Origin of the sequence: Pedobacter lithocola (assembly GCF_042650845.1) — a bacterium.
GTDB classification, from domain to species: Bacteria; Bacteroidota; Bacteroidia; order Sphingobacteriales; family Sphingobacteriaceae; genus Pedobacter; species Pedobacter lithocola.
This window is the reverse complement of the sequence record NZ_JBHSBW010000011.1, coordinates 364,767-383,727: the sequence shown is the minus strand read 5'-3', so window position 1 is coordinate 383,727 and position 18,961 is coordinate 364,767. Positions and strand designations below refer to the sequence as shown.

At 35.4% G+C, this 18,961-nt stretch carries 21 protein-coding genes; 10 read left to right on the top strand and 11 right to left on the bottom strand.

The genetic code is table 11. From position 1 onward, the window contains the following. Nucleotides 1–28 precede the first annotated feature (28 nt). Together ACFOWA_RS12035 and ACFOWA_RS12030 are read right to left on the bottom strand one after the other, a co-directional pair. Nucleotides 29–1,861 (bottom strand): M61 family metallopeptidase, encoded by a 1,833-nt coding sequence (locus tag ACFOWA_RS12035; RefSeq protein WP_378985431.1) that lies wholly within the window; start codon nt 1,859–1,861, stop codon nt 29–31. A gap of 502 nt (nt 1,862–2,363) precedes the next feature. Then, the gene (locus ACFOWA_RS12030) at nt 2,364–3,488 is read right to left on the bottom strand and encodes a DUF4407 domain-containing protein (protein WP_378985429.1); all 1,125 of its coding nucleotides are present in this window, start codon (nt 3,486–3,488) and stop codon (nt 2,364–2,366) included. 269 nt (nt 3,489–3,757) lie between these two features. Here ACFOWA_RS12030 and ACFOWA_RS12025 point away from each other — a divergent pair, with 269 nt between their 5' ends. Next, a complete protein-coding gene (locus ACFOWA_RS12025; protein WP_123205897.1) occupies nt 3,758–4,075 on the top strand; it encodes a rhodanese-like domain-containing protein in 318 nt (105 codons plus the stop codon). Between the two features lie 244 nt (nt 4,076–4,319). Then, nucleotides 4,320–4,517 carry a DUF6358 family protein gene (locus ACFOWA_RS12020; RefSeq protein ID WP_123205905.1) on the top strand — a complete coding sequence of 66 codons (198 nt, stop codon included), beginning with the start codon at nt 4,320–4,322 and terminating at the stop codon, nt 4,515–4,517. On the opposite strand, the gene ACFOWA_RS12015 is transcribed toward ACFOWA_RS12020, so the two are convergent. After that, entirely contained in the window at nt 4,483–5,526 is a 1,044-nt protein-coding gene (locus ACFOWA_RS12015; protein WP_378985427.1) for a dipeptide epimerase, read from the bottom strand. The two genes, ACFOWA_RS12020 and ACFOWA_RS12015, sit on opposite strands and share 35 nt — an antisense overlap. Nucleotides 5,527–5,914: 388 nt before the next feature. Here ACFOWA_RS12015 and ACFOWA_RS12010 point away from each other — a divergent pair, with 388 nt between their 5' ends. Continuing rightward, entirely contained in the window at nt 5,915–6,877 is a 963-nt protein-coding gene (locus ACFOWA_RS12010; RefSeq protein WP_378985425.1) for a hypothetical protein, read from the top strand. 42 nt (nt 6,878–6,919) lie between these two features. On the opposite strand, the gene ACFOWA_RS12005 is transcribed toward ACFOWA_RS12010, so the two are convergent. From ACFOWA_RS12005 to ACFOWA_RS11995, 3 genes are read right to left on the bottom strand one after another with little or no spacing between them, the layout of a single operon-like run. Next, a complete protein-coding gene (locus ACFOWA_RS12005; protein WP_378985424.1) occupies nt 6,920–7,534 on the bottom strand; it encodes a rhomboid family intramembrane serine protease in 615 nt (204 codons plus the stop codon). 6 nt (nt 7,535–7,540) lie between these two features. Continuing rightward, nucleotides 7,541–9,280: a M14 family metallopeptidase gene (locus ACFOWA_RS12000; RefSeq protein ID WP_378985423.1), complete on the bottom strand. Its 1,740-nt coding sequence runs from the start codon at nt 9,278–9,280 to the stop codon at nt 7,541–7,543. 19 nt (nt 9,281–9,299) lie between these two features. Further along, on the bottom strand, nt 9,300–10,031 hold the full coding sequence (locus ACFOWA_RS11995; RefSeq protein WP_378985421.1) for a hypothetical protein: 732 nt from the start codon (nt 10,029–10,031) through the stop codon (nt 9,300–9,302). Nucleotides 10,032–10,091: 60 nt separating this feature from the next. On the opposite strand from ACFOWA_RS11995, the gene pepT reads away from it, so the two are divergent. Then, nucleotides 10,092–11,354: a peptidase T gene (gene pepT, locus ACFOWA_RS11990; protein WP_378985419.1), complete on the top strand. Its 1,263-nt coding sequence runs from the start codon at nt 10,092–10,094 to the stop codon at nt 11,352–11,354. 35 nt (nt 11,355–11,389) lie between these two features. On the opposite strand, the gene ACFOWA_RS11985 is transcribed toward pepT, so the two are convergent. Beyond that, nucleotides 11,390–11,716 (bottom strand): hypothetical protein, encoded by a 327-nt coding sequence (locus ACFOWA_RS11985; RefSeq protein WP_378985417.1) that lies wholly within the window; start codon nt 11,714–11,716, stop codon nt 11,390–11,392. A gap of 175 nt (nt 11,717–11,891) precedes the next feature. Between ACFOWA_RS11985 and ACFOWA_RS11980 the strand changes: the two genes are divergently transcribed. The 5 genes from ACFOWA_RS11980 (at nt 11,892) to ACFOWA_RS11960 (ending at nt 14,489) form a co-directional block, all read left to right on the top strand. Next, nucleotides 11,892–12,758 (top strand): aldose 1-epimerase family protein, encoded by an 867-nt coding sequence (locus ACFOWA_RS11980; protein ID WP_378985415.1) that lies wholly within the window; start codon nt 11,892–11,894, stop codon nt 12,756–12,758. A 102-nt stretch (nt 12,759–12,860) separates the two neighbouring features. After that, on the top strand, nt 12,861–13,307 hold the full coding sequence (locus ACFOWA_RS11975) for a pyridoxamine 5'-phosphate oxidase family protein (protein WP_378985413.1): 447 nt from the start codon (nt 12,861–12,863) through the stop codon (nt 13,305–13,307). 118 nt (nt 13,308–13,425) lie between these two features. Then, nucleotides 13,426–13,677 (top strand): hypothetical protein, encoded by a 252-nt coding sequence (locus ACFOWA_RS11970; protein ID WP_378985411.1) that lies wholly within the window; start codon nt 13,426–13,428, stop codon nt 13,675–13,677. 397 nt (nt 13,678–14,074) lie between these two features. Then, complete coding sequence (locus ACFOWA_RS11965) at nt 14,075–14,284, top strand: hypothetical protein (protein WP_378985409.1); 210 nt, start codon at nt 14,075–14,077, stop codon at nt 14,282–14,284. Continuing rightward, nucleotides 14,277–14,489 (top strand): hypothetical protein, encoded by a 213-nt coding sequence (locus tag ACFOWA_RS11960; protein WP_378985407.1) that lies wholly within the window; start codon nt 14,277–14,279, stop codon nt 14,487–14,489. The genes ACFOWA_RS11965 and ACFOWA_RS11960 overlap by 8 nt, the downstream gene beginning before the upstream one ends. Nucleotides 14,490–14,495: 6 nt before the next feature. On the opposite strand, the gene ACFOWA_RS11955 is transcribed toward ACFOWA_RS11960, so the two are convergent. Beyond that, nucleotides 14,496–14,858, bottom strand: a complete 363-nt coding sequence (locus tag ACFOWA_RS11955) for a response regulator (protein ID WP_378985405.1) — start codon at nt 14,856–14,858, stop codon at nt 14,496–14,498. A gap of 135 nt (nt 14,859–14,993) precedes the next feature. Next, nucleotides 14,994–16,043, bottom strand: coding sequence for an HNH endonuclease domain-containing protein (locus ACFOWA_RS11950; RefSeq protein ID WP_378985403.1), 1,050 nt, complete (start codon nt 16,041–16,043; stop codon nt 14,994–14,996). Between the two features lie 302 nt (nt 16,044–16,345). On the opposite strand from ACFOWA_RS11950, the gene ACFOWA_RS11945 reads away from it, so the two are divergent. Further along, a complete protein-coding gene (locus ACFOWA_RS11945; RefSeq protein ID WP_378985401.1) occupies nt 16,346–17,077 on the top strand; it encodes an HNH endonuclease in 732 nt (243 codons plus the stop codon). Nucleotides 17,078–17,364: 287 nt separating this feature from the next. Here the strand turns inward: ACFOWA_RS11945 and ACFOWA_RS11940 are convergent, their stop codons facing one another. Both ACFOWA_RS11940 and ACFOWA_RS11935 read right to left on the bottom strand, forming a co-directional pair. After that, nucleotides 17,365–17,562 (bottom strand): hypothetical protein, encoded by a 198-nt coding sequence (locus tag ACFOWA_RS11940; RefSeq protein ID WP_378985399.1) that lies wholly within the window; start codon nt 17,560–17,562, stop codon nt 17,365–17,367. 1 nt (nt 17,563) lies between these two features. Continuing rightward, entirely contained in the window at nt 17,564–18,940 is a 1,377-nt protein-coding gene (locus ACFOWA_RS11935) for a hypothetical protein (RefSeq protein WP_378985397.1), read from the bottom strand. Nucleotides 18,941–18,961: the final 21 nt, after the last annotated feature.

The window sequence follows — 18,961 nt, the reverse complement described above, 5'->3', positions numbered from 1 at the left end:
TGCTAATTTAAGTTTTTTAGTTTGATTCTTATTTCAATTTAACCTGGGTATTTAACCAATTATCTCTAAAGGTTTGCATATCCTTTGTTAAACTTCCTCCTGTTTTTTCGATGGATACAATTTCCAATGCAGGATTTTCGGAGAAGGTAAGTTTTGTTGATTTTGCCTCACCGCGATAAGTATATGCAACATCTACAACATCTCCGGGTTTGTGCGCTTCAGTTACTTTAGTTAACGAAGCCTGATCTTTTATTTCAACACCATTTAAAGTTAACAACACATCACCAACATCTAAACCTGCCTGATAAACAGGTGTACCGACAGTGCTTTGTGGTAAAGTTGCTTTTCCGTTTTCAAAAGATAAGCGAATTAAACCTGTGTAAGCCTTACCAGGATTTGCTTTGCGCAATACAAAGCCTGCGTTTAGTAATAATTTTGCGTAATCACTCTTCTCTGTTCCGTAAATATATCTTCTAAAGAAATCGGCAGCAAAGCTTGGGTTTTTGGTTAAAACGCCTAACGTTTTTTCCAAATCGGGAACAGTGTAAGCAATTTCGGGCTTACCATAAGCTTTCCATAAAGCCCGCATATAATCATCAAGTGTTAGCTTAAAATCTGCCCGTAACCGAAGATCTAAAGCCAGCGCAGTAGCAGCACCATAAGTATAATAGGAAAGAAAAATATTGCCTTTGTTCGTTTGATCAATCGCAACGCCTGCATCAGCAAAAACTGCGTAGCGACTTGCCTGTATTGGAGAATAATTTTTAGCACCGGGAGAATTCAAAACTGCATTGACCAAACCAGTAAAGGTTTGTGCCGCATTATCAACTGTTTTAAAACCAGCTCTGGTTAATAATAAGGCACCATAATATTGTGTAAACCCTTCAGCCAGCCAAAGTTCGTTGCTCATGTTTGAGTGTGTAAAGTTGAAAGGCTCCAGCGTTTTTGGTCTTAATCTTTCAACATTCCAGCTGTGGAAATATTCATGAGAAAATGTACCTAACAAGTTAGATTCGTAACCATCAATTTTTGGTGTGCGTTGAACAATTATAGTTGAGTTTCTGTGCTCCATTCCATCTCCTGCATTATCCGGGTAAACATCATGTAGGAAATAATAGTTACCATAATCATAGTTCGGAAATTCGCCCCAAACTGCTAAATGTTCACCGACCATTTTTTTAAGCATTACAGCATAGTTATCAATAGTTTTTTGATCATCGTTTGAATGTGAAACCAGATGAATGGTCTGCATTTTCCCGTCCGTATTTTTTACCTGCCAGCTTGCAGTTTTATAGTTTGCAATTTCTGTTGGGCTATCCATAAAATACTGAAGATTGGCAGCATAATACGTGTCATTACTCATTGGCTTTAATTGAGTAGCAACTTTCCAATTTTGTTTTTCGCTATAATTAAATTTCACTAAGCGGGCACGGTTGTCCATCCCAATCGGGAAGGCAAAAGTTGCAGGAATGTTCATGTGCGCATGGCTTTCATCAAAACCTGCGTAGGTTCCGTCGATCCAGTTACCAAAAATTGTATACGTAATTTTGACGCTTTTACCATGATTTGGAATTTCGTAAACATCGCCTGCAGATTGATTTAAGGCTAGTTCTCTCCCCGAACCATCGAAAGCTTTAAGGCTGTAAACGTTTTTGCCGAATTCATGTGTAGCATATCTTCCTGGTGATGAGCGACTCATCCTAACCGCTAAAGTTCCAGCCGGAACATTCGGAATGAACATACTTACTTCCGCTTCGTGATGAATGGCGTTGGGAAAAGAAACGGTATAACTGATTTCATTTTGAGCAAAAGCGCCTAAAGACAATAACATTGCCGCAGCGGTTCCAAGAATTTTCTTCATAAATAGGTTTTGATGGCGTTAAATTACATAAAATTCAATGTAAGATGTAATTATGGTTGATGTATTATGTAATGATGTAAGATGGTTGATGTAATAAAGACTAAACCATGATTGAAGGATTTACATGGCATTACATTAACAACCTAAATTCGATTATTAATTTTCCTTCATATTATTAATAAGCTGCTTTTTTTAGTCTACGTCGAGGCTGTATGACAAATCAATTTCTGCTTTATTTTGTCACGTTGAGCTTGTCGAAACGCCCCGAAAGACAGTTTTTACAAGTCCTTCGACAGGCTCAGGATGACATTTTGTATTTATGATACGGCCTCCTTTTTTGCAGAAAAGATGCTGAAATAAATTCAGCAAGACGTGTCGTTTAAGCAATACGATGATGAGATAGCAAAATATTACGTTTAAGAATCGGACTCAGGTTAAAACCCCCATGTCCCATCTCACCTTTTCCATCACCCATCTTACATCTTACCTTTTACATCTTCCATTATTCTTTATCCCAGTCGTATCGTTCTAAATCTCGATAAGCCTTACCTTTAATAATTTCCTTTTGCTTTGATGTTTCCGAATCTACCCGGGTTTCATGAATGTTATCAGCTACTTCAAAGCGGAAATCCTTATTTTTTTTAGATTCATAAACCGAGACTTCATCTCCATCGGCTAATACATAATCGTACGGACCCCGAGCACTCATCAGTTTTACAAAAACAGGTAAACATTCGAAAAAGATAAATAACAAGCCAATAAATGTAACCGCCAAAGCTGTATTGTTATCGCTGGTGCCATCGGCATTAAATTTTAGTTGCCCTAATGCCCAGTTTCTATCTGCAAAACCGGCAAGATTGGCCAAACTATCCAATTGTTTATCTGTAAAAAGCTTGGCGGTAAATAAGCCGTCAAACTCTTTTCGCTTATCAATAAAAGATTCTGCTTTATTAATATTAGCTTTTAAACTATCCAGTTCAGCTGTGCGCTGTTGTATTTCTGCTTCCTTGCGTTTGGCGAAAGGACCATAACCTAAAACCCCAGAGGTTTCTGTAGTTTTATTACCAAAGATTTCGAAATTGAGCTTCTGTCTGTCGGTTTTTATGCCCTTTTCCAGCGAATCTCTAGTTGCCTTTTGCTGATTTAACCGACCAAATTCTACCTGGTATTTATTTTGGAAAGCTTTATTTAAAGTATCAATTTTAGAACGTTGTCCATTTAAATAACTAACCTTTAAACGCTGTTTAATTTCCTTATCAAAAATCTTTAATTCAATTGGTCGGGAAATTACAATGCCAATCATTATGGCCAGCAAAATACGTGGAGTGGCTTGTAAAACTTGTTTGCTTGTGGATGCGCTTTTGTTGATGCTGGATACGATGTATCTATCCATATTAAAAATAGCAGCACCCCATAAAAAACCAAAAATGATGGCAAAAACTACCGCTAAATCATCGCCCTTAAAAACGAAATACATGGCATAACCACCAGATAATGCGGCGAATAAACCTGTAAAAAAAATTGTGGCACCAATGCCTGTATATTTATTTTGTTCTGAAGAATACTTTTCCAGTGTCGGGATGTGGGCGCCAGAGCAAAACCAAAAAAATCGGTTTATTTTATCCATTTGTAACTATTTATAATTAAACGCCTAAGCCATTAATATGTTACAGTTTAAAACCAAGTATTTTTATAAAATCACTTGCAATAATTTCATGGAAATATTAAATAAAGCTGGTTTCTATCAATTACAAACCCACAGGAATATGAATAACCTGAGGATATTTTATATGTTATCTATTTAAATTGTCAAACCATAAGTTTTGCATACTAAATGCCTCACAAGCCACACATGTGCTAAAGTGTTTTTTGTATATTTGAAAAAATATATTTTACATGAAAGAGATATCGGTACAAGAACTTAAACAGAAAATCGATAATAAAGAAGATTTTCAGTTGATTGATGTTCGCGAAACATTCGAATATGAAGTTTCTAATCTTGATGGCGAAAACATTCCTCTAGGCGGAATTTTAATTGAGGCTGATAAGGTTGCTAAAGATAAGCCTGTTATTATGCAATGCCGTAGCGGGAAAAGAAGTGCCGCTGCAGTTATGCAATTGGAGGCTCAATACGGTTTTGAAAACCTATACAATTTAAAAGGTGGTATTTTAGCCTGGCAAGAAGCATACGACCCAAATATGCCGGTTTACTAATAATAAATAATTGAGTTTTGAATGAATGATTGATTGGTTTGGCTAACTGCTAACTACGTTCGCTCATTCAAAATTCTCTCCTTCAATAATCTTAATCTTTGGACACCATATATTCCCATTTTGGAATTAATTGGCGCTACAATAACTTTTAAATGAATGATTGATTTGGGAAACTGCAAGCCACATTCACTCATTCAAAATTCATTCATTCAAAATTCACTCATTCAATAATTCAACAATAATCGTGGGTAAAAAATTCGCATTAAATATCTTTTACAACTTAGGCATCATCCTTTCAATTTTTGGCTTGATATGGTGCTACAATAATGGTAAATATATTCCTGCCGCTTTTTTAGTTGGCACGGCGGCTTGTTTGCTATATTTTAAGGTTCAGCTGATGAAAGAAATCAGGAGATCGTATAAGGAAAAAGATCCGGAGTAACGCCTTCCAGGCCTAATCCTGGCAAATTTTTAAGTTGGTACTTACCATTTTCGAACGGTGGATTTGCGAATGGGTTGTTTTTTGTAAGCCATGGTCCATCCAAATCTGCCCAATTACAAAGCGGAGCTAAAGCCGCAGCCGCTAAGGTAGCACAGCTGGTTTCACTCATGCAGCCGATTAAAACTTTCATGCCGAAAGAGCGGGCCTTCAAAATCATTTGATGCCCTTCGTACATGCCGCAACTCTTCATCAATTTAACATTTATACCATGGTAAACACCTTTAAGTTTATCCATATCAGCCAGTCGCTGTACAGCTTCATCAGCCAATAACGGAACCGGACTTCTTTCAGTTAACCAGGCATTTCCATCATGATTATTTTTATCCATAGGTTGCTCAATCAACACCACGCCTTTACTATGCAACCAATATATCAAATCAATTGCTTTGGCTTTATCCGTCCAACCTTGGTTCGCATCAACATAAAGTGGAACGTTAGTAAGGCTGCGAATGGTATCGATTATTTCCTTATCGTTATCTCTACCCAGTTTAACTTTAATTACTTTAAACGCTTCCGCATCTTTTAGTTTTTCTCTGATAATTGCCGAGGTATCAATGCCAATCGTGTATGAAGTTACCGGCATCTTGGCTAAATCAGCGCCATAAATTTCATAACATGGTTTGTTTAAAATTTTTCCTTGTATGTCATTCAAGGCAATGTCAATCGCAGCCTTAATGGCTGGTTGCCCGGTTGCCAAATCGTCGAGATAAGCAAATATTGCTTCAAAATTAAAAGGGTAACTGATTTTATTCCAATCGATTAGCTTTAGAAAGGCGTTTGCTGTTTCATAGCTTTCGCCCATATAAGGCACCATCGATGCTTCCCCATAACCAACTACATCTTCGTGTTGAATTTTCAATAGCATTAAGGGTGTGCTTGTTCGGGTAAACTTAGAAATTGAAAAAGGGTGTTTCAATTCTAGTTCAAATTGGGTGCTACTAATTTTCATTGTTCAACGCAAGATTACATAAAAAAACATTTCAAGATTACGGTATTTTATCCGATTATGCTAAAACGATTGTCTCAAATCTTGATGAGATTTCGCGTTTGTGAAAATATTTTCATCAGATTTAATAGAATTGGACATAGATGGCGTTGTAGCAATTTTAAAAAGTTTTTCCCGGCGGATCACACAGATTTACGCAGAAATTAAACGATGATTTTTAATTGAAGCAACATGTAGGATGATATATCTAAGCAGAATTTAATTAGAGAGTTCTATAACAAAACGTTTTAATATGACTTCATTGAAATGCCAGGATTTAGGTTTGGTAATTATTGAGTTAAAATAATTTTCAATTTATTACCGTAAATATATAATACCTAATATTGCAAGGATGAACACCGGCTTATACAATCCTTTTCAAAATTTTGATTTCCTTTACAAAACCTGCTTCCTAAGTGGAAATACATTTAGTACGCCACTGTTGCAAGTTCCGTTAATACCTAAGTGGCTTTTAGAACAGGCTAAGCTAACTGGCGAAGAACAAATTCAGTTTTTAGATGAAAGTATTCGCTCTTATAACACTTTGGTTATTCCTATAAATAGCGAAGTGAACGAACAATTTCTAAATCCTTTGGAAGCTAAAATTGAGGAGGCCTTCTCGGGTGGCTATGAAGCGGTATCGGCATTAAATGAGCTTGATTTATTTAATTGGCTTGGCAAATTTTTATATGGTTTTATTTACATCGAAATGCATTCTGCTTTGCGCAAAGAAATGACAGCCGATGGACTAAACATGTCGAAATCTTTAATGATGAAATTTGCCAACCTAAATTTCATGATGCAGAATCTGTATACAAGTGTGAGCTTCGAAGATTTTACACCTTGGTCCATTACAGTTGTAAAACTCGAAGATGAAGAAACGCCTTTCAGCTTTCGCGATGAAATAAACACCCTTACTTTTTCGCTAAAAATGAAAGATTTCGGGATTATAGCCTGTTTGCAGGATAACGGAACCAACAAACGTTACCACCAGAAAATTATTAATCAAATAGAAGGAAAAGCATTATCTGCCCAACAATTTGAAGAGTTAACGGCTCGGTTTTATTATTCTGCCTATCTGTTTAACCGTTTACCCGAATATACTTTTATGCCTGTAGAAGGCACAATTTATATAGAGGCAATGCCATTACGAGGCAATATGAGCAAACCTCTCTTTGATGTTTGGCAGCATAAAATATACGCACACGTTTTAGAAACCTTCTGGAAACCTTGGGGTTATGTAAAATTCGAGATTATTAAAGACCCGGATAATCCGATGAGCTTTTTTGAAAAACCTTGCTTACCTGAAGTCTAAAATTTCTTCTATTAAGCTCCCTAAACAGCCAATAAGCTTACCTTAATTGTTGCCCGTTAACATAGATATAAAATTCTGTATAATTCCCGGAACGAAAATTATCGTAAATATTAAACCAGTTAATGCACCAAAAAAGTGCGCATCATGGTTAATGTGGTCTCTTGAGTTTCTTGATGCATAAGCACAATAAATCAGGTAAATAACGCCAAAAGCTACAGCTGGTATCCCGATAGGAATAAACATGATGTAAATTTTAGACATCGGGTTGAATAATATATAGCTGAACAGCACGGCACTAATTGCGCCCGAAGCACCTAAACTGTTGTAATGGAAATTATCTTTATGCTTAAAAACTGTTGGCAAATCGCTCAAAACCAAACCTAAAAAATACAGCAAACCAAATTGCCAGCTGCCCATTAATCGCTCTAAGGTGAAAGCGAAAGCAAAAAAAGTAAACATATTAAAAAACAAATGCATCCAATCTGCATGTATCAAGCCACTGGTTATAAGCGTATAAACATTTTTTCCTTTTGATACACTGTAAGGATGAAGCATAAACTTACCGTAAATTCCATTATCATAAAAAGCATAAAGGCTTGTGATAATGGTAAAAACAAAGATTACGGATGCAACTGGTGCTATATTAAAGTATTCCATTTGATGTTATTTTAAATTAAGTTTTACGTTTGATAATAAACGTGCCACAGGATATCGGTTATGTGTTTTTTCGTAATAATCAGAATTTTTATACACAAATTCCAATTGAGCAGAACCATTCTTTGTAAAAACAGTATCTGCAGCTTTTTTCTCATATAGTTTGGCTTTCAAAGCAGGATTATTCTTTAACAATTCTGCAGCAGTATCTTCAAAAATATAAGCCGAATAATGCTCTTTCATATCCAATATAGAATCGAAAAAGTTCCAATTAAAATATGAATCCGTTGCCTGTGGCTCTAAGGTTTCGATAATATAACGATTGCTAACTTGGTTTGTGTAAACTACATAATCTCCAGCATAATATTGCAACGTTTGCTTGACAGGATTTACCTTAACCGTCGAATGTACGTAATGACCTTCATAAGGTCTCGTGCCGGTTTTAAAATCGCCTATGTAGTAAGTTTCTACATTAAGTTTAACATCCGCTTCTAGTTGTTCTACTTTAACGTTATTAAGTTTCAGTAATGCAATTGCTTTATCCCATGCTTTTGGAATGATATAGGCAACGGGTTTTTGAATGCTCACAGATGGTTCAAAATTATTCCACTGCTTAATATATTTAGTAAATGGTTTATTTCGGTCGTAATACAACCTATCAAAGCCACTCAACTCACTTGGCTTTTTCCCTGCTTCAAAACCTTTAAAAGGAATACTATCGCCTAAATTTTTATTTAAGGCCCATTCTAAAGGAAATTCTTTTTGTTTAGTAACAAACTCATCCGCTTTGCGCTTATTTTCACCAATTAGGTTTGCATCACGTTCTACTACATCTACATAGGTTTGCAAAAGTTTGTAAGTGGCATCAACCCGCAAATCGAATGATTTTAGCATGTGGGTTTCGGGCATAAAACCAATGGTGTTGTGCAAAGTTGTATAACCGGTAGAATAACGTGGAGATTCGATAAAACCCGTAATGCCTGTTTCTGGGGTTTGGCCAATAGAATTTACGTACGGAACCATTGCATAACCCTTTTTCTCCATTCCCCGATATAAATCTGGAACCAAAGTTTTGGTTAAGTAGGTAGATAAAATAGAATTTAGCTTATCCTTTTGAGTAGGGATAAGCGTCATCACGTACTGATAATCGGCACCATTGCTGGTGTGCGTATCCACAAAAATTTCGGGTTGCCAGGTGTTAAATATTAATTGAAAAGCTGCTGAGTTTTTACTATCTGTTTTAATAAAATCGCGGTTTAAATCAAGGTTTTTGCTATTGCCTCTAAAGCCATAAGCTATTGGTCCGTTTTGGTTTGCTCTTGAAGTGCCCCTTCGATTAAAACTTCCATCGATATTATAAATTGGGATGATACAAACAACTACATTCTTCGGAATTTTATCGCCCTTGAGCAAATCTCTGGCCAGCATCATTGATGCATCAATTCCTTCAGGTTCACCAGGATGGATACCATTATTTATGAGCAGTATTCGCTTGTTATTCTTTCTGATTACAGCTGGATCAAAAACCTTATCACTCGACAAAACCAAAAGGTGTAATGGCTTTCCAAAATCTGTACTTCCATAAGTTAAAAGCTTAGCTTTTGGATATGTTTTTGCCAAAGTTTCGTAATACGCAATTGCCGCATTGTATGTTGTTGTTTCTTTTTTATTGCTTCGCTCGTAAGGGGTTTGTTGTGCTGTACTTTGCAAACTAAAAAAAAGCAGCAAAGCCAGAAAGGTGTTTCTCATGTATTAATTTAGGGATTGATTAAAGTGTTTTTCGGAAAAATCTAATATTACCAAAATAATATTTAAATCCAATGCTATACACATTATAAGTATCCGGATCGTAATTTTGGAATGTGGTTTCCGGGTCGTTATAGCCATCTAAACCTTCGCCAAAAGTAAAGTTGCTTTGCGCATTTACGGTTAGTACGTAACGGGCGTAATCCCATCTATCCTTAAAATAAAAATTAATGCCCAAATTTAGCGGCACCCATAAGTTTACGCTCTTATCTTCACCAGGGAAAGGACCATAACCCGCATCAAAAAAAGCAAAGCTTGGTTTTATGCGGACTATATCGGTTATATTATTTTTGATTGCACCAACGCCAATACCAGCATATAAACCTCTAATATTATACAGGAAATCAGATTGACGATAATCTACAAACTGCCCCAGCATAACTTTCATATTGGCATTAATGCCCATATATTGATTAACAAACTGCCTGTTATTGCGGTCGGTGTAAATATCGCCACCCTGAATCATACCAAATTGCCCTTCTAAACCTACGGTTACAAATGGAGTAAAATGATGGTCGATAGTACCAGAAAATGTATGCCCCCAGTTACCACGAACAACATCGGTTTTTGAGTAGTTAGCACCTGCACCAAATCCGATAGACCACTTGTAATAATTAGACTGAGCTTGACTAATGATAGTAAAAAACAGTAAAGTAATGGTTAGGGATGTAGTTTTCAGGTGTTTATATCTCATAAGCTTTTTTTACAAAAATAATATGTTTATTCAATATCTATAACTTTTACCTTTGGAATTATGAGTACTTACCACAACATTAACAAATCTTTAGAGAATAGATTTATTAAATATGCCAGAATCGATACGCAATCTGATCCGGATTCGGCAACTTGTCCATCTACCGAAAAACAAAAGAATTTAGGTTTAGAACTGGTTAAAGAACTTTTAGCCTTTGGTATTGCAGATGCCGAAATGGATGAAAATGGTTATGTATACGCAACCATTCCATCAACAACAGATAAGAAAGTGCCAGTAATCTGTTTTTGTTCGCACATGGATACCTCGCCAGATTGTAGTGGTGAAAATGTAAAACCTATTATTCATGAAAATTACCAGGGCGAAGATTTGATATTGCCAGATGATGAATCAATTATAATAAAATCGTCAGAGCATAAAGATTTAATTCATCAAATTGGAAATGATATTATTACAGCAAGTGGTACCACTTTACTTGGCGCCGATAACAAGGCTGGTGTAGCCGAAATTATGGAGGCTGCAAAGTTTTTGATTACCAATAAGCATATAAAACATGGCACAATTAAAATTCTTTTTACCCCTGATGAAGAAATTGGACGAGGAGTTGATAAAGCTGATTTGATAAAATTAGGTGCTGATTTTGCCTATACTGTTGATGGAGAAACCTTGGGCTCTATAGAAGATGAAACTTTCTCGGCCGATGGCGCAACCTTAACCATAAATGGCGTGAGCAGCCACCCAGGTTTTGCTAAAGGTAAAATGGAAAGCGCCATAAAAATCCTTTCTGAAATTATAGCCGCCTTGCCCAAAGATAAACTTACACCTGAAACAACTTTGGGCAAAGAAGGCTTTATTCATCCGGTAATGATAAAAGGACAGGTAGAGCAAGCAGAAGCGCAATTCATCATTCGCGATTTTACAGATGAAAAGCTAACCGAACATGCAGAGGTTTTAAGAAACACAGCAGAAAGGATTCTAAAAAATTACCCAAATTCCAGCTTTAATTTAGAAGTAAAGGCACAATATAGAAACATGAAACAAGTTTTGGATTTACATCCAAACATAGTTGCTTACGGTATTGAGGCAATAGAACGAGCAGGAATTGTAGCCAAGAAACAGAGCATCCGAGGGGGTACAGATGGTTCCAGATTATCGTTTATGGGTTTGCCATGCCCAAATATTTTTGCCGGCGAACATGCATTTCATAGCAAACAAGAATGGGTAAGCGTTCAGGATATGGAAAAAGCAGTACAAACGATTGTAAATATTGCCTGTATTTGGGAAGAAAAATTTAGCTTGGTTTAGTTTTTGGATGTTGCTAAATATTGGATATTGAATACTTAAACAAATTGTTCAATATCCAATCGACTAATTTTTCCTTCTTTATTTAGGTAGAATTTAAAGTGAGTTTTAAATTCTCCCCATTGGTCGGAATGGAAATGCCCATAAACATCAAGCCCATTATTTTCTACTTTATCAATGCTTATAAATCTTTCTCTACCTAAAGCTTTTTTAAAAAAGTTATTAAACTGCATCTGATTTCCATCATCATATAAAATAACATCAGCAGCGAATAAAGGAAACCATGCCTTTCCATCACCTTTTTGCAATGCTTCTATAGCAGCTTTAACTTTTTTATTGGTTAATTTACTTAAATCGATAGCCATAATTATAATGCTAAAAGGTAGGGCGTTTGATGAACGGGATGATTATCAAACTTAAATAAAAAATAGCTGAACACAACAGCACAATACTTATTAAGAGATAAAGTTTAAAAAATAACTTCCCTTTAAATTGCAAAAGGCTACTTAATTATGTTCAAATTTGTTACTTTTAAATGTAATGATAACACTCGAAAACGATTTTTTAAAAGTTAATATAGCGGTAAAAGGTGCCGAGCTACAAGGTTTATACAGCAAAGAAACTCAAATTGAATACCTGTGGAACGGAGATGCAGAATATTGGGCTAAGCACAGTCCGGTGCTCTTCCCAATTGTAGGCTCATTAAAAAACGACACTTACGTTTATAAAGATAAAACCTATCCGTTACCACGGCATGGTTTTGCAAGAGATAATGAATTTAAAGCAGAACAAATTAGCAACACGGAAGTTGTTTTTACTTTAACAGATACGCATGAAACATTAAAGGTTTTTCCCTTCCCTTTCGAATTAAAAGTGAATTATCAAATTATTGATAGAAAATTAAGTCTAACCTACACCGTTATCAACAAAGGCAGCAAAAAAATGTTGTTTTCGTTAGGTGCTCATCCGGCATTTGCAGTTCCAAATACACCAGAAACCAATTACGAAGATTATTACCTTGCTTTTAATGATGATGAACGCTTAACGTATTGGAAACTTCAGGATGGTTTAGTAGCAGATGAAACGGAAACCATAGAATTAAGCGGCCATAAGTTAAACTTAAAACACGAGCTCTTTTACAACGATGCTTTGGTTTTTAAAAACATGCAAAGCAATTGCATCAGCTTATTAAACACCAAGAACGATTTTGGTTTACACTTTCATTTTGATGATTTTCCTTTCTTTGGCATCTGGGCAGCTAAAGATGCACCATTTGTATGCTTAGAGCCATGGTGTGGCGTTGCGGATAGTGTGAACCACAACCAAAAATTTAATAACAAAGAAGGAGTTGTTAAACTTGATGCCGGTAAAACCTGGCAACGATGCTGGGAAGTGGAGTGTTTTTAATCAGATAAATATCTATATACATCATCCAATTTAGTGATCCTCATCATTTCTTTTACCTAAGCAATTGCGCACCTTTAATGTAAATTATAAGGGTATAGCATTATGTTGGGAGATTTAAATAAAGCACAGCTTCTTGATTTTTTAAATCACCAGTTTATTGGTAGGTTGGGTTGTTCTAACGATGGCGAAACCTATGTGGTTCCTATTAATTATGTGTACCGCGAAAATGCCATTCACGCACATTCGGGCACTGGCAAGAAGATAGATATGATGCGGGCAAATCCAAAAGTTTGTTTCCTTATTGATGAAATTGTAAACACCTTCAATTGGAAAAGCGCTATCATACAAGGAACCTTTAGCGAATTGCAGGGTGAAACCAGGCAACAAGCGATGCAGGGCATTATTCATAAGATAATGCCTTTAACCAGCAAACCAACACAGGACCCTTCGCATGGCATAAACCCCGCCGAGCACGATAACCTTATCGTATATAAAATCGAATTTTCATCCATCAGCGGCAAATACGAATCGCATGATGATGAAGCTTAGGCGCCGTACTTTCCTCTAGGAAACATAGCCATTGATAACATCAGCTTTAAACCAATCTTTTAAAACTTTAATCGGCTTTTCTTGTTGCTTTAAAATAATTTAAATAGCAAAAGCGCATATGATTTCAGCCAAACCACTCCTATCCGAAAATGTGAAAGATTTTATGGATTATGCCCTCGATGTAATCAAATCTATGGATGGCGCTCCCGAGCATAATTCAGAAGAAAAGCAACTGGTAAATCAAAAACTCGATAAATTAAAAGAATACCTGGAAATTGTTTCGGTATCCTATAATGAAACTACTCCATCCATATCTGCTAACACAGCAATCGAAAATACAGCCAACTTTAGCGGAACGGGCCATAGTTAAGCATCGAATTCAAAATTTATTGATTATCACCAGTTATTGATTCGGCCCGGCATTACAATTTGCCTGTAAATCCTTCAATTAATCAATTACCACCTGGAATAATAAATTTTAAGCTTGCAAATAGCTTACAACCTTGTCATCTGTAGTTTTTTGTAAAAATATTTTTCTATTTTAAAGGTTTTATTAACTTTACCCTAGAAATTTACGCTGCTTTCTGATTTATAATCAACTACTTACCTTCTTTTCGGTTAATAAGCCTGAACAGCAACTATTTCAAAAAATTGAATTTAAAGCTCTAGAAATCAAATACTTTTTTAGAAAGACATACACTTAATCATACAACTTATACTACTTTTTGCGCAAGTTGGTATTAAATTTGAATTGAGGCTGTTTAATTATGAGAAAGTTACTTTTCATCTCTTGTGCTTTAATATTATGTTTTAGCGGCTGCAAAAAAAAGTTTTGCGGTGTTATTATGGCTATCAGTACAGAATCATCACCTGCAGATGGAGAGCCTTTGTATAAAATTTATTTAGAAAGTGGTGAGGTTGTCCCTATGAAAAGTAGAGGAAACTACCAAATAGGAGAAGGATATTGTAATGACTAAGCAAAACAATTACAGCAATACAATTTTGAAGATTAATCCTTTAAAATTACGCGAACTGTTACCCGCATACGAACTGAATACTTTAGCAAACTGCTTAACTATTTTTAAGAAAATTGAAACTTCGGCACCACAAGAAATTGTACTCTATGCCGAAAAAACAACATTAGAAATTGCATTTGAGGCTTATAGCAGCATGGAAGATTAATTTTTTCTATTTAGGCGAACAAACTAGCGCTATTAAATGCTCTAAATCAAATGGTTTTTGAATGTAGAAATCGCATTTGCTCTGAAAAGCAACCTGAGCATATTTCCCAGCACTTATCAATATAATCTTATACTTGCAAGTATCTGGATTGTCTTTAAGCCTGAGGCATATATCCATGCCATTGTGCTTGCCAAAATTAATATCTAGCAATATCACATCCGGATTAAGCAAACGAATATCTTCTATTACATCGATAGTAAATAGCTGGCTTAAAGTTACTATGGTGCAATTTTCGTATTCAAACAGGGTCGTGAGTGAATCTAAAATATCATAATCATCATCTAGTATCAAAATTCGCTTACGAATCATTGCCAGTTCGCTAGAGGTTTAAGGTTTAAATAGAGCGTATATATACGCGATTTAGGAGTAGATGGTTTTGGCGATTGAGTATTAATACTGAAAAGGCGAGGGGTTAGGAAAACTTATAATTGGATTAGCATTATTTTAAATCATATACTCAAACCCATTATTCCCCGCAATCGTAATTAAAGGTTCAATGGTAGTTTTAAACTTTGCCTTATAATCATCCGGTAATTTCTGCAAACTTTCCAAATCCGGAAAAATACTCAGGTAATCTTCCAGCAGTTTTTCTTTTGGCATCCTGTATTTAATGATTTCGATAGCCGTTTTTTGCAAATCGTAAAAAGCATCAAAGTACTTCTCCAATTGCGGCAGCTTATCCGATTTTGAGCTATTGAAAGAAGGACAAGCCGGTATTAAATTCCAGAACAAATCATGCGACACAAATGCATAAGGAATGAAGTGCTCTACTGCAAAACCATTTTTATAGAGCCTGGTATTGGTATAAATGCAATCTACTCCGCCCAACTCTTCAACTACCATATCCCAAACCTTTCGCGGCTTAGCCAAGCTGTTTCTTTTTGCCGGTTTGACCAATTTGTTTGGTATATCCGGAACGTTGGGATTATGTTTTTGCAAATACAAACTCAGTTTCCAATAACAAAAGCTTTTCAAAATTCCCGCATTTCTACTGAGGTAATCTATCCAGATGGGATTAATTGTAATGTGCGTCTGTTCTAATGAATACAGGCCGTCGTTTTCAAAATCCTGCGATGCCTGATAAACTGCATTTTTGTTCTCCGCTATTGAAGGAAACCAGGGACTTAAAAAACGATGTGGCACCTGCTTATCAAAACGCCACAATAACTTTTGGGTTGATAGCACGTTACTCGTGTTTAAACGACTCTTAATCTTACCTCTATCTTCATCAATATTTATCCCCTCTACAGCTGCAATTTCTTTCACTTTATCATGCAGCTGATCCTGCTTACCAAAACTAATCTTGAAATAATTAATGGTGTACCAACTGGTTGCAACCATCCCCGAAAATAACCTTTGCTTAGGTATATAATATTGCCCTTCTTCTACCTCATCTAAAATGGATAAAAACCAATAGAATTTATAAGCCGCAGCAGTTTTGTTGAAACTGGCGGCTAAAAGGTTTATAGGTAAGCGTTCATGATTAGGGATCATTCAGATGCAAGATATTCATTACCCCAACATTCAGGAAATATTTTTGTCAAATTCGGCAGTATCCTCCTATCAGTTTTATATTTTCATCATCACTAATCAAACAAACTGTTAGCATTAAATATTATATTGGCGATAGTTAATTAACATAAAATGATTGAAATATTTTTAGATTCCGACCAACCAACTACATGTCCTAGATGTGGAGTGAGAACTGAAATAGTAGAAGATATTGGCGGGTCTCAAAAACACATTTGTCTTAATGAAAAATGCAATTTTGAATTCATCTTAGAACTCGATAAGATATGAAAGAAGGCCAAAAACTATGGACAAGGGAAGAATTGATACTTGCTATTAATTTATATTGTAAAATCCCATTTGGTAGGTTACACAATTCCAATCCTGAAATCATAAAGCTTGCTAACCTCATTGGTAGAACGGCAAGTTCGGTAGCCTATAAACTTGTAAATTTTGCTAGTCTCGACCCAAGCCTAAAAGCAAGAGGCATTAAAGGTGCTTCAAATGCAAGTAAGCTAGATGCAGAAATTTGGAATGAATTCTTTAATAACTGGGATGTATTACCTTATGAAAGCGAAAAACTATTAGCAAAACTACAGCATAAAACCATTGAGCAACTTAATCCGATTCCAGAGGCTGAACTTTATAGGGAAGGAAAAACTAAGGAGCAACTGGTAATGGTTCGCGTGAATCAATCTTTTTTTCGAAGCTCCATATTAGCATCATATAACAATACATGTTGCATAACTGGAATTACTCAGCCAGAACTTTTGGTTGCTGGGCATATCAAGCCATGGAGTGTTGATGAGAAAAATAGACTAAATCCCCAAAATGGCATTGCAATTAACGCTTTACATGACAAGGCATTTGAAACAGGCCTAATGACCATTACCCTGATTTTAAAATTAAAATCTCGCCATCGCTATTTAAGCAAAAGGAATCAAAGTCACTTGATGAATATTTTTTTAACCTTCATGACAAGCAAATCATACTTCCATCAAAGTTTTTACCTGATGTAAAGTTTTTGAAATATCACAATGAATTTAGTTTTAAGACTTGATTGCAAGTGCTTTATGGAAAATGAGTAATATCCTTTATGCTTACTTCACTTACAGGAAAGAATATCCTTACCTCAACTACAAATCCAAAACAATCTTGGAAATGGTATAGAGAAGGGATATTTAATTCCTTTAAAAATAAAAAAGCCTCAGGTATTTCTGAAGCTGATACTTTGAATTAGTCACTTTTGCGACAGATTTCAATTATAGATTTTTGATGTTAAATATAAGGCTAGAACAAATAAAACCTATGCAGTTAATATAACATGAGAAGCAGAATTTTGAGACCTTCTATCCTTTACGTGATAATCTCTACGTACATCTTCCATTTCATCATTCATTTCTATAATTGCATTAAAATGTTCTGGTTTATCAAGATAAGAAACTTTGCCATCCATCTTAAGTTTGTCCTTAATTTGATTGGTTTTACTCACTGTTTTAATCATGTTAATAGGATTTTAGGTTGTTTTCAAAGATTGTAAAATCGTTCAAAGGTAAATCATTCTTTTCTAATTTTTTAGTATCTGCCTCAAAATTAATTACTTTGCCCTGGTATGCTGCTATAATTAACGGCTTATTAAAGATAATGTTTGCTTCCGTTGCATCTAAAATTATTAAACCATTTGCTTTCTTAGTCTTGATCAATTCCTTATCGCTGGTTTCAGTAACCCATATAAATTTTGGCATGGCTAGCTCTAAAATAATATCTTTAAGATCAGAAGAGAAACTGGCATTAGTTGCTAAAACATCTTTAAATGACCTGCTAGATGCTAAGTAGGTTCTTAACAAAACTTCAGTGTCATTATTTAATGGCTCAGGACCACTAATTAAAAACCTAGCAATAAAGTTTTTCGCTTCGTAAGCTTCGAGGTATATTTTAGTATATAGAGGAACTATAAAATGCGTGATTTTACAATTATGCCAAGTATCATTGTAATGAGCAGCTGGTTTAGATAAAAGTGCTGTTTGATATACCGGTTGATTATCATCTATAAATATAAATTCCTTTTCAATGCTATCAAAATCGTATAAGGTTATGTTTTTTAAATTAGCTTTATCCTTTAATACCCCCGGTTTAAAATTATGTGCTCCCAATGCATCTATATGGTTTGATTTGACTGTTTCATGCCCTATGCACAATAGTGCATGCCCAATGCCAGCAAAATCTTCCATTGCTATTATAATAGGAATTCCACTTTCAGCATAACAACTAATCAATCGATCAAATTCATTTGGATATTGGGAACGGCTATATATTCTTGTTCCGAATCCATATTCCTTTAACGCAAAAGACATTTGTTGGATATTCAATCCTTTTGATGGGATCTGTCTTTCTGAAGTAACCTTATTCAAGGTCTGTATAATTTTAGAGGGAAGCAATGGTTTATATTCGGCATAACGATTACTAAAATATTCCATCATTGCCCAAAGTGTTGTCTCGGCACAACTAATAGTTTCTGTATCTTGTGATGAATGAGGGAAGGCATCTACACTTAACTTTACCGTATTTACGGTGTTGTGATAAACGGTAGTACAAATTTGAAAATCAGCTGCTTTTAGCGCTTTTGGTGAAATAATACTCCTCCCAACAACATGAGGCTCTATTGGCCTTAAAACAAAAAAACCAAGATAAGAAGTTTGAAGTTTTTCTCTAGTCTCCTCTAATCGAAAGTCGTTGGCTTCAACCTGCGAATCAAATAAAGATATTCTGATGCAATTTCTTTTATAAGCAGCTAATTTAGACGAGTAATAATGATAATAACTATCTCTGTAAACGCGATCAATGTAATTAGTTTCTGCAACTAAGTAAATACAATCTTTCAACTTTTCAAGGTGACTTTTAAT

Excerpts from the sequence above, each read along its gene's own strand:
- ACFOWA_RS12005 (WP_378985424.1), bottom strand. The coding sequence starts at position 7,534 with ATGGAATACTTTAATATAGCACCAGTTGCATCCGTAATCTTTGTTTTT.
- ACFOWA_RS11970 (WP_378985411.1), top strand. The coding sequence starts at position 13,426 with ATGATTTCAGCCAAACCACTCCTATCCGAAAATGTGAAAGATTTTATG.
- ACFOWA_RS12025 (WP_123205897.1), top strand. The coding sequence starts at position 3,758 with ATGAAAGAGATATCGGTACAAGAACTTAAACAGAAAATCGATAATAAA.
- ACFOWA_RS11980 (WP_378985415.1), top strand. The coding sequence starts at position 11,892 with ATGATAACACTCGAAAACGATTTTTTAAAAGTTAATATAGCGGTAAAA.
- ACFOWA_RS12035 (WP_378985431.1), bottom strand. The coding sequence starts at position 1,861 with ATGAAGAAAATTCTTGGAACCGCTGCGGCAATGTTATTGTCTTTAGGC.
- ACFOWA_RS12030 (WP_378985429.1), bottom strand. The coding sequence starts at position 3,488 with ATGGATAAAATAAACCGATTTTTTTGGTTTTGCTCTGGCGCCCACATC.
- ACFOWA_RS11945 (WP_378985401.1), top strand. The coding sequence starts at position 16,346 with ATGAAAGAAGGCCAAAAACTATGGACAAGGGAAGAATTGATACTTGCT.
- ACFOWA_RS11950 (WP_378985403.1), bottom strand. The coding sequence starts at position 16,043 with ATGATCCCTAATCATGAACGCTTACCTATAAACCTTTTAGCCGCCAGT.
- ACFOWA_RS11965 (WP_378985409.1), top strand. The coding sequence starts at position 14,075 with ATGAGAAAGTTACTTTTCATCTCTTGTGCTTTAATATTATGTTTTAGC.
- ACFOWA_RS12000 (WP_378985423.1), bottom strand. The coding sequence starts at position 9,280 with ATGAGAAACACCTTTCTGGCTTTGCTGCTTTTTTTTAGTTTGCAAAGT.
- pepT (WP_378985419.1), top strand. The coding sequence starts at position 10,092 with ATGAGTACTTACCACAACATTAACAAATCTTTAGAGAATAGATTTATT.
- ACFOWA_RS11995 (WP_378985421.1), bottom strand. The coding sequence starts at position 10,031 with ATGAGATATAAACACCTGAAAACTACATCCCTAACCATTACTTTACTG.
- ACFOWA_RS11940 (WP_378985399.1), bottom strand. The coding sequence starts at position 17,562 with ATGATTAAAACAGTGAGTAAAACCAATCAAATTAAGGACAAACTTAAG.
- ACFOWA_RS12010 (WP_378985425.1), top strand. The coding sequence starts at position 5,915 with ATGAACACCGGCTTATACAATCCTTTTCAAAATTTTGATTTCCTTTAC.
- ACFOWA_RS11955 (WP_378985405.1), bottom strand. The coding sequence starts at position 14,858 with ATGATTCGTAAGCGAATTTTGATACTAGATGATGATTATGATATTTTA.
- ACFOWA_RS11985 (WP_378985417.1), bottom strand. The coding sequence starts at position 11,716 with ATGGCTATCGATTTAAGTAAATTAACCAATAAAAAAGTTAAAGCTGCT.
- ACFOWA_RS11975 (WP_378985413.1), top strand. The coding sequence starts at position 12,861 with ATGTTGGGAGATTTAAATAAAGCACAGCTTCTTGATTTTTTAAATCAC.
- ACFOWA_RS11960 (WP_378985407.1), top strand. The coding sequence starts at position 14,277 with ATGACTAAGCAAAACAATTACAGCAATACAATTTTGAAGATTAATCCT.
- ACFOWA_RS12015 (WP_378985427.1), bottom strand. The coding sequence starts at position 5,526 with ATGAAAATTAGTAGCACCCAATTTGAACTAGAATTGAAACACCCTTTT.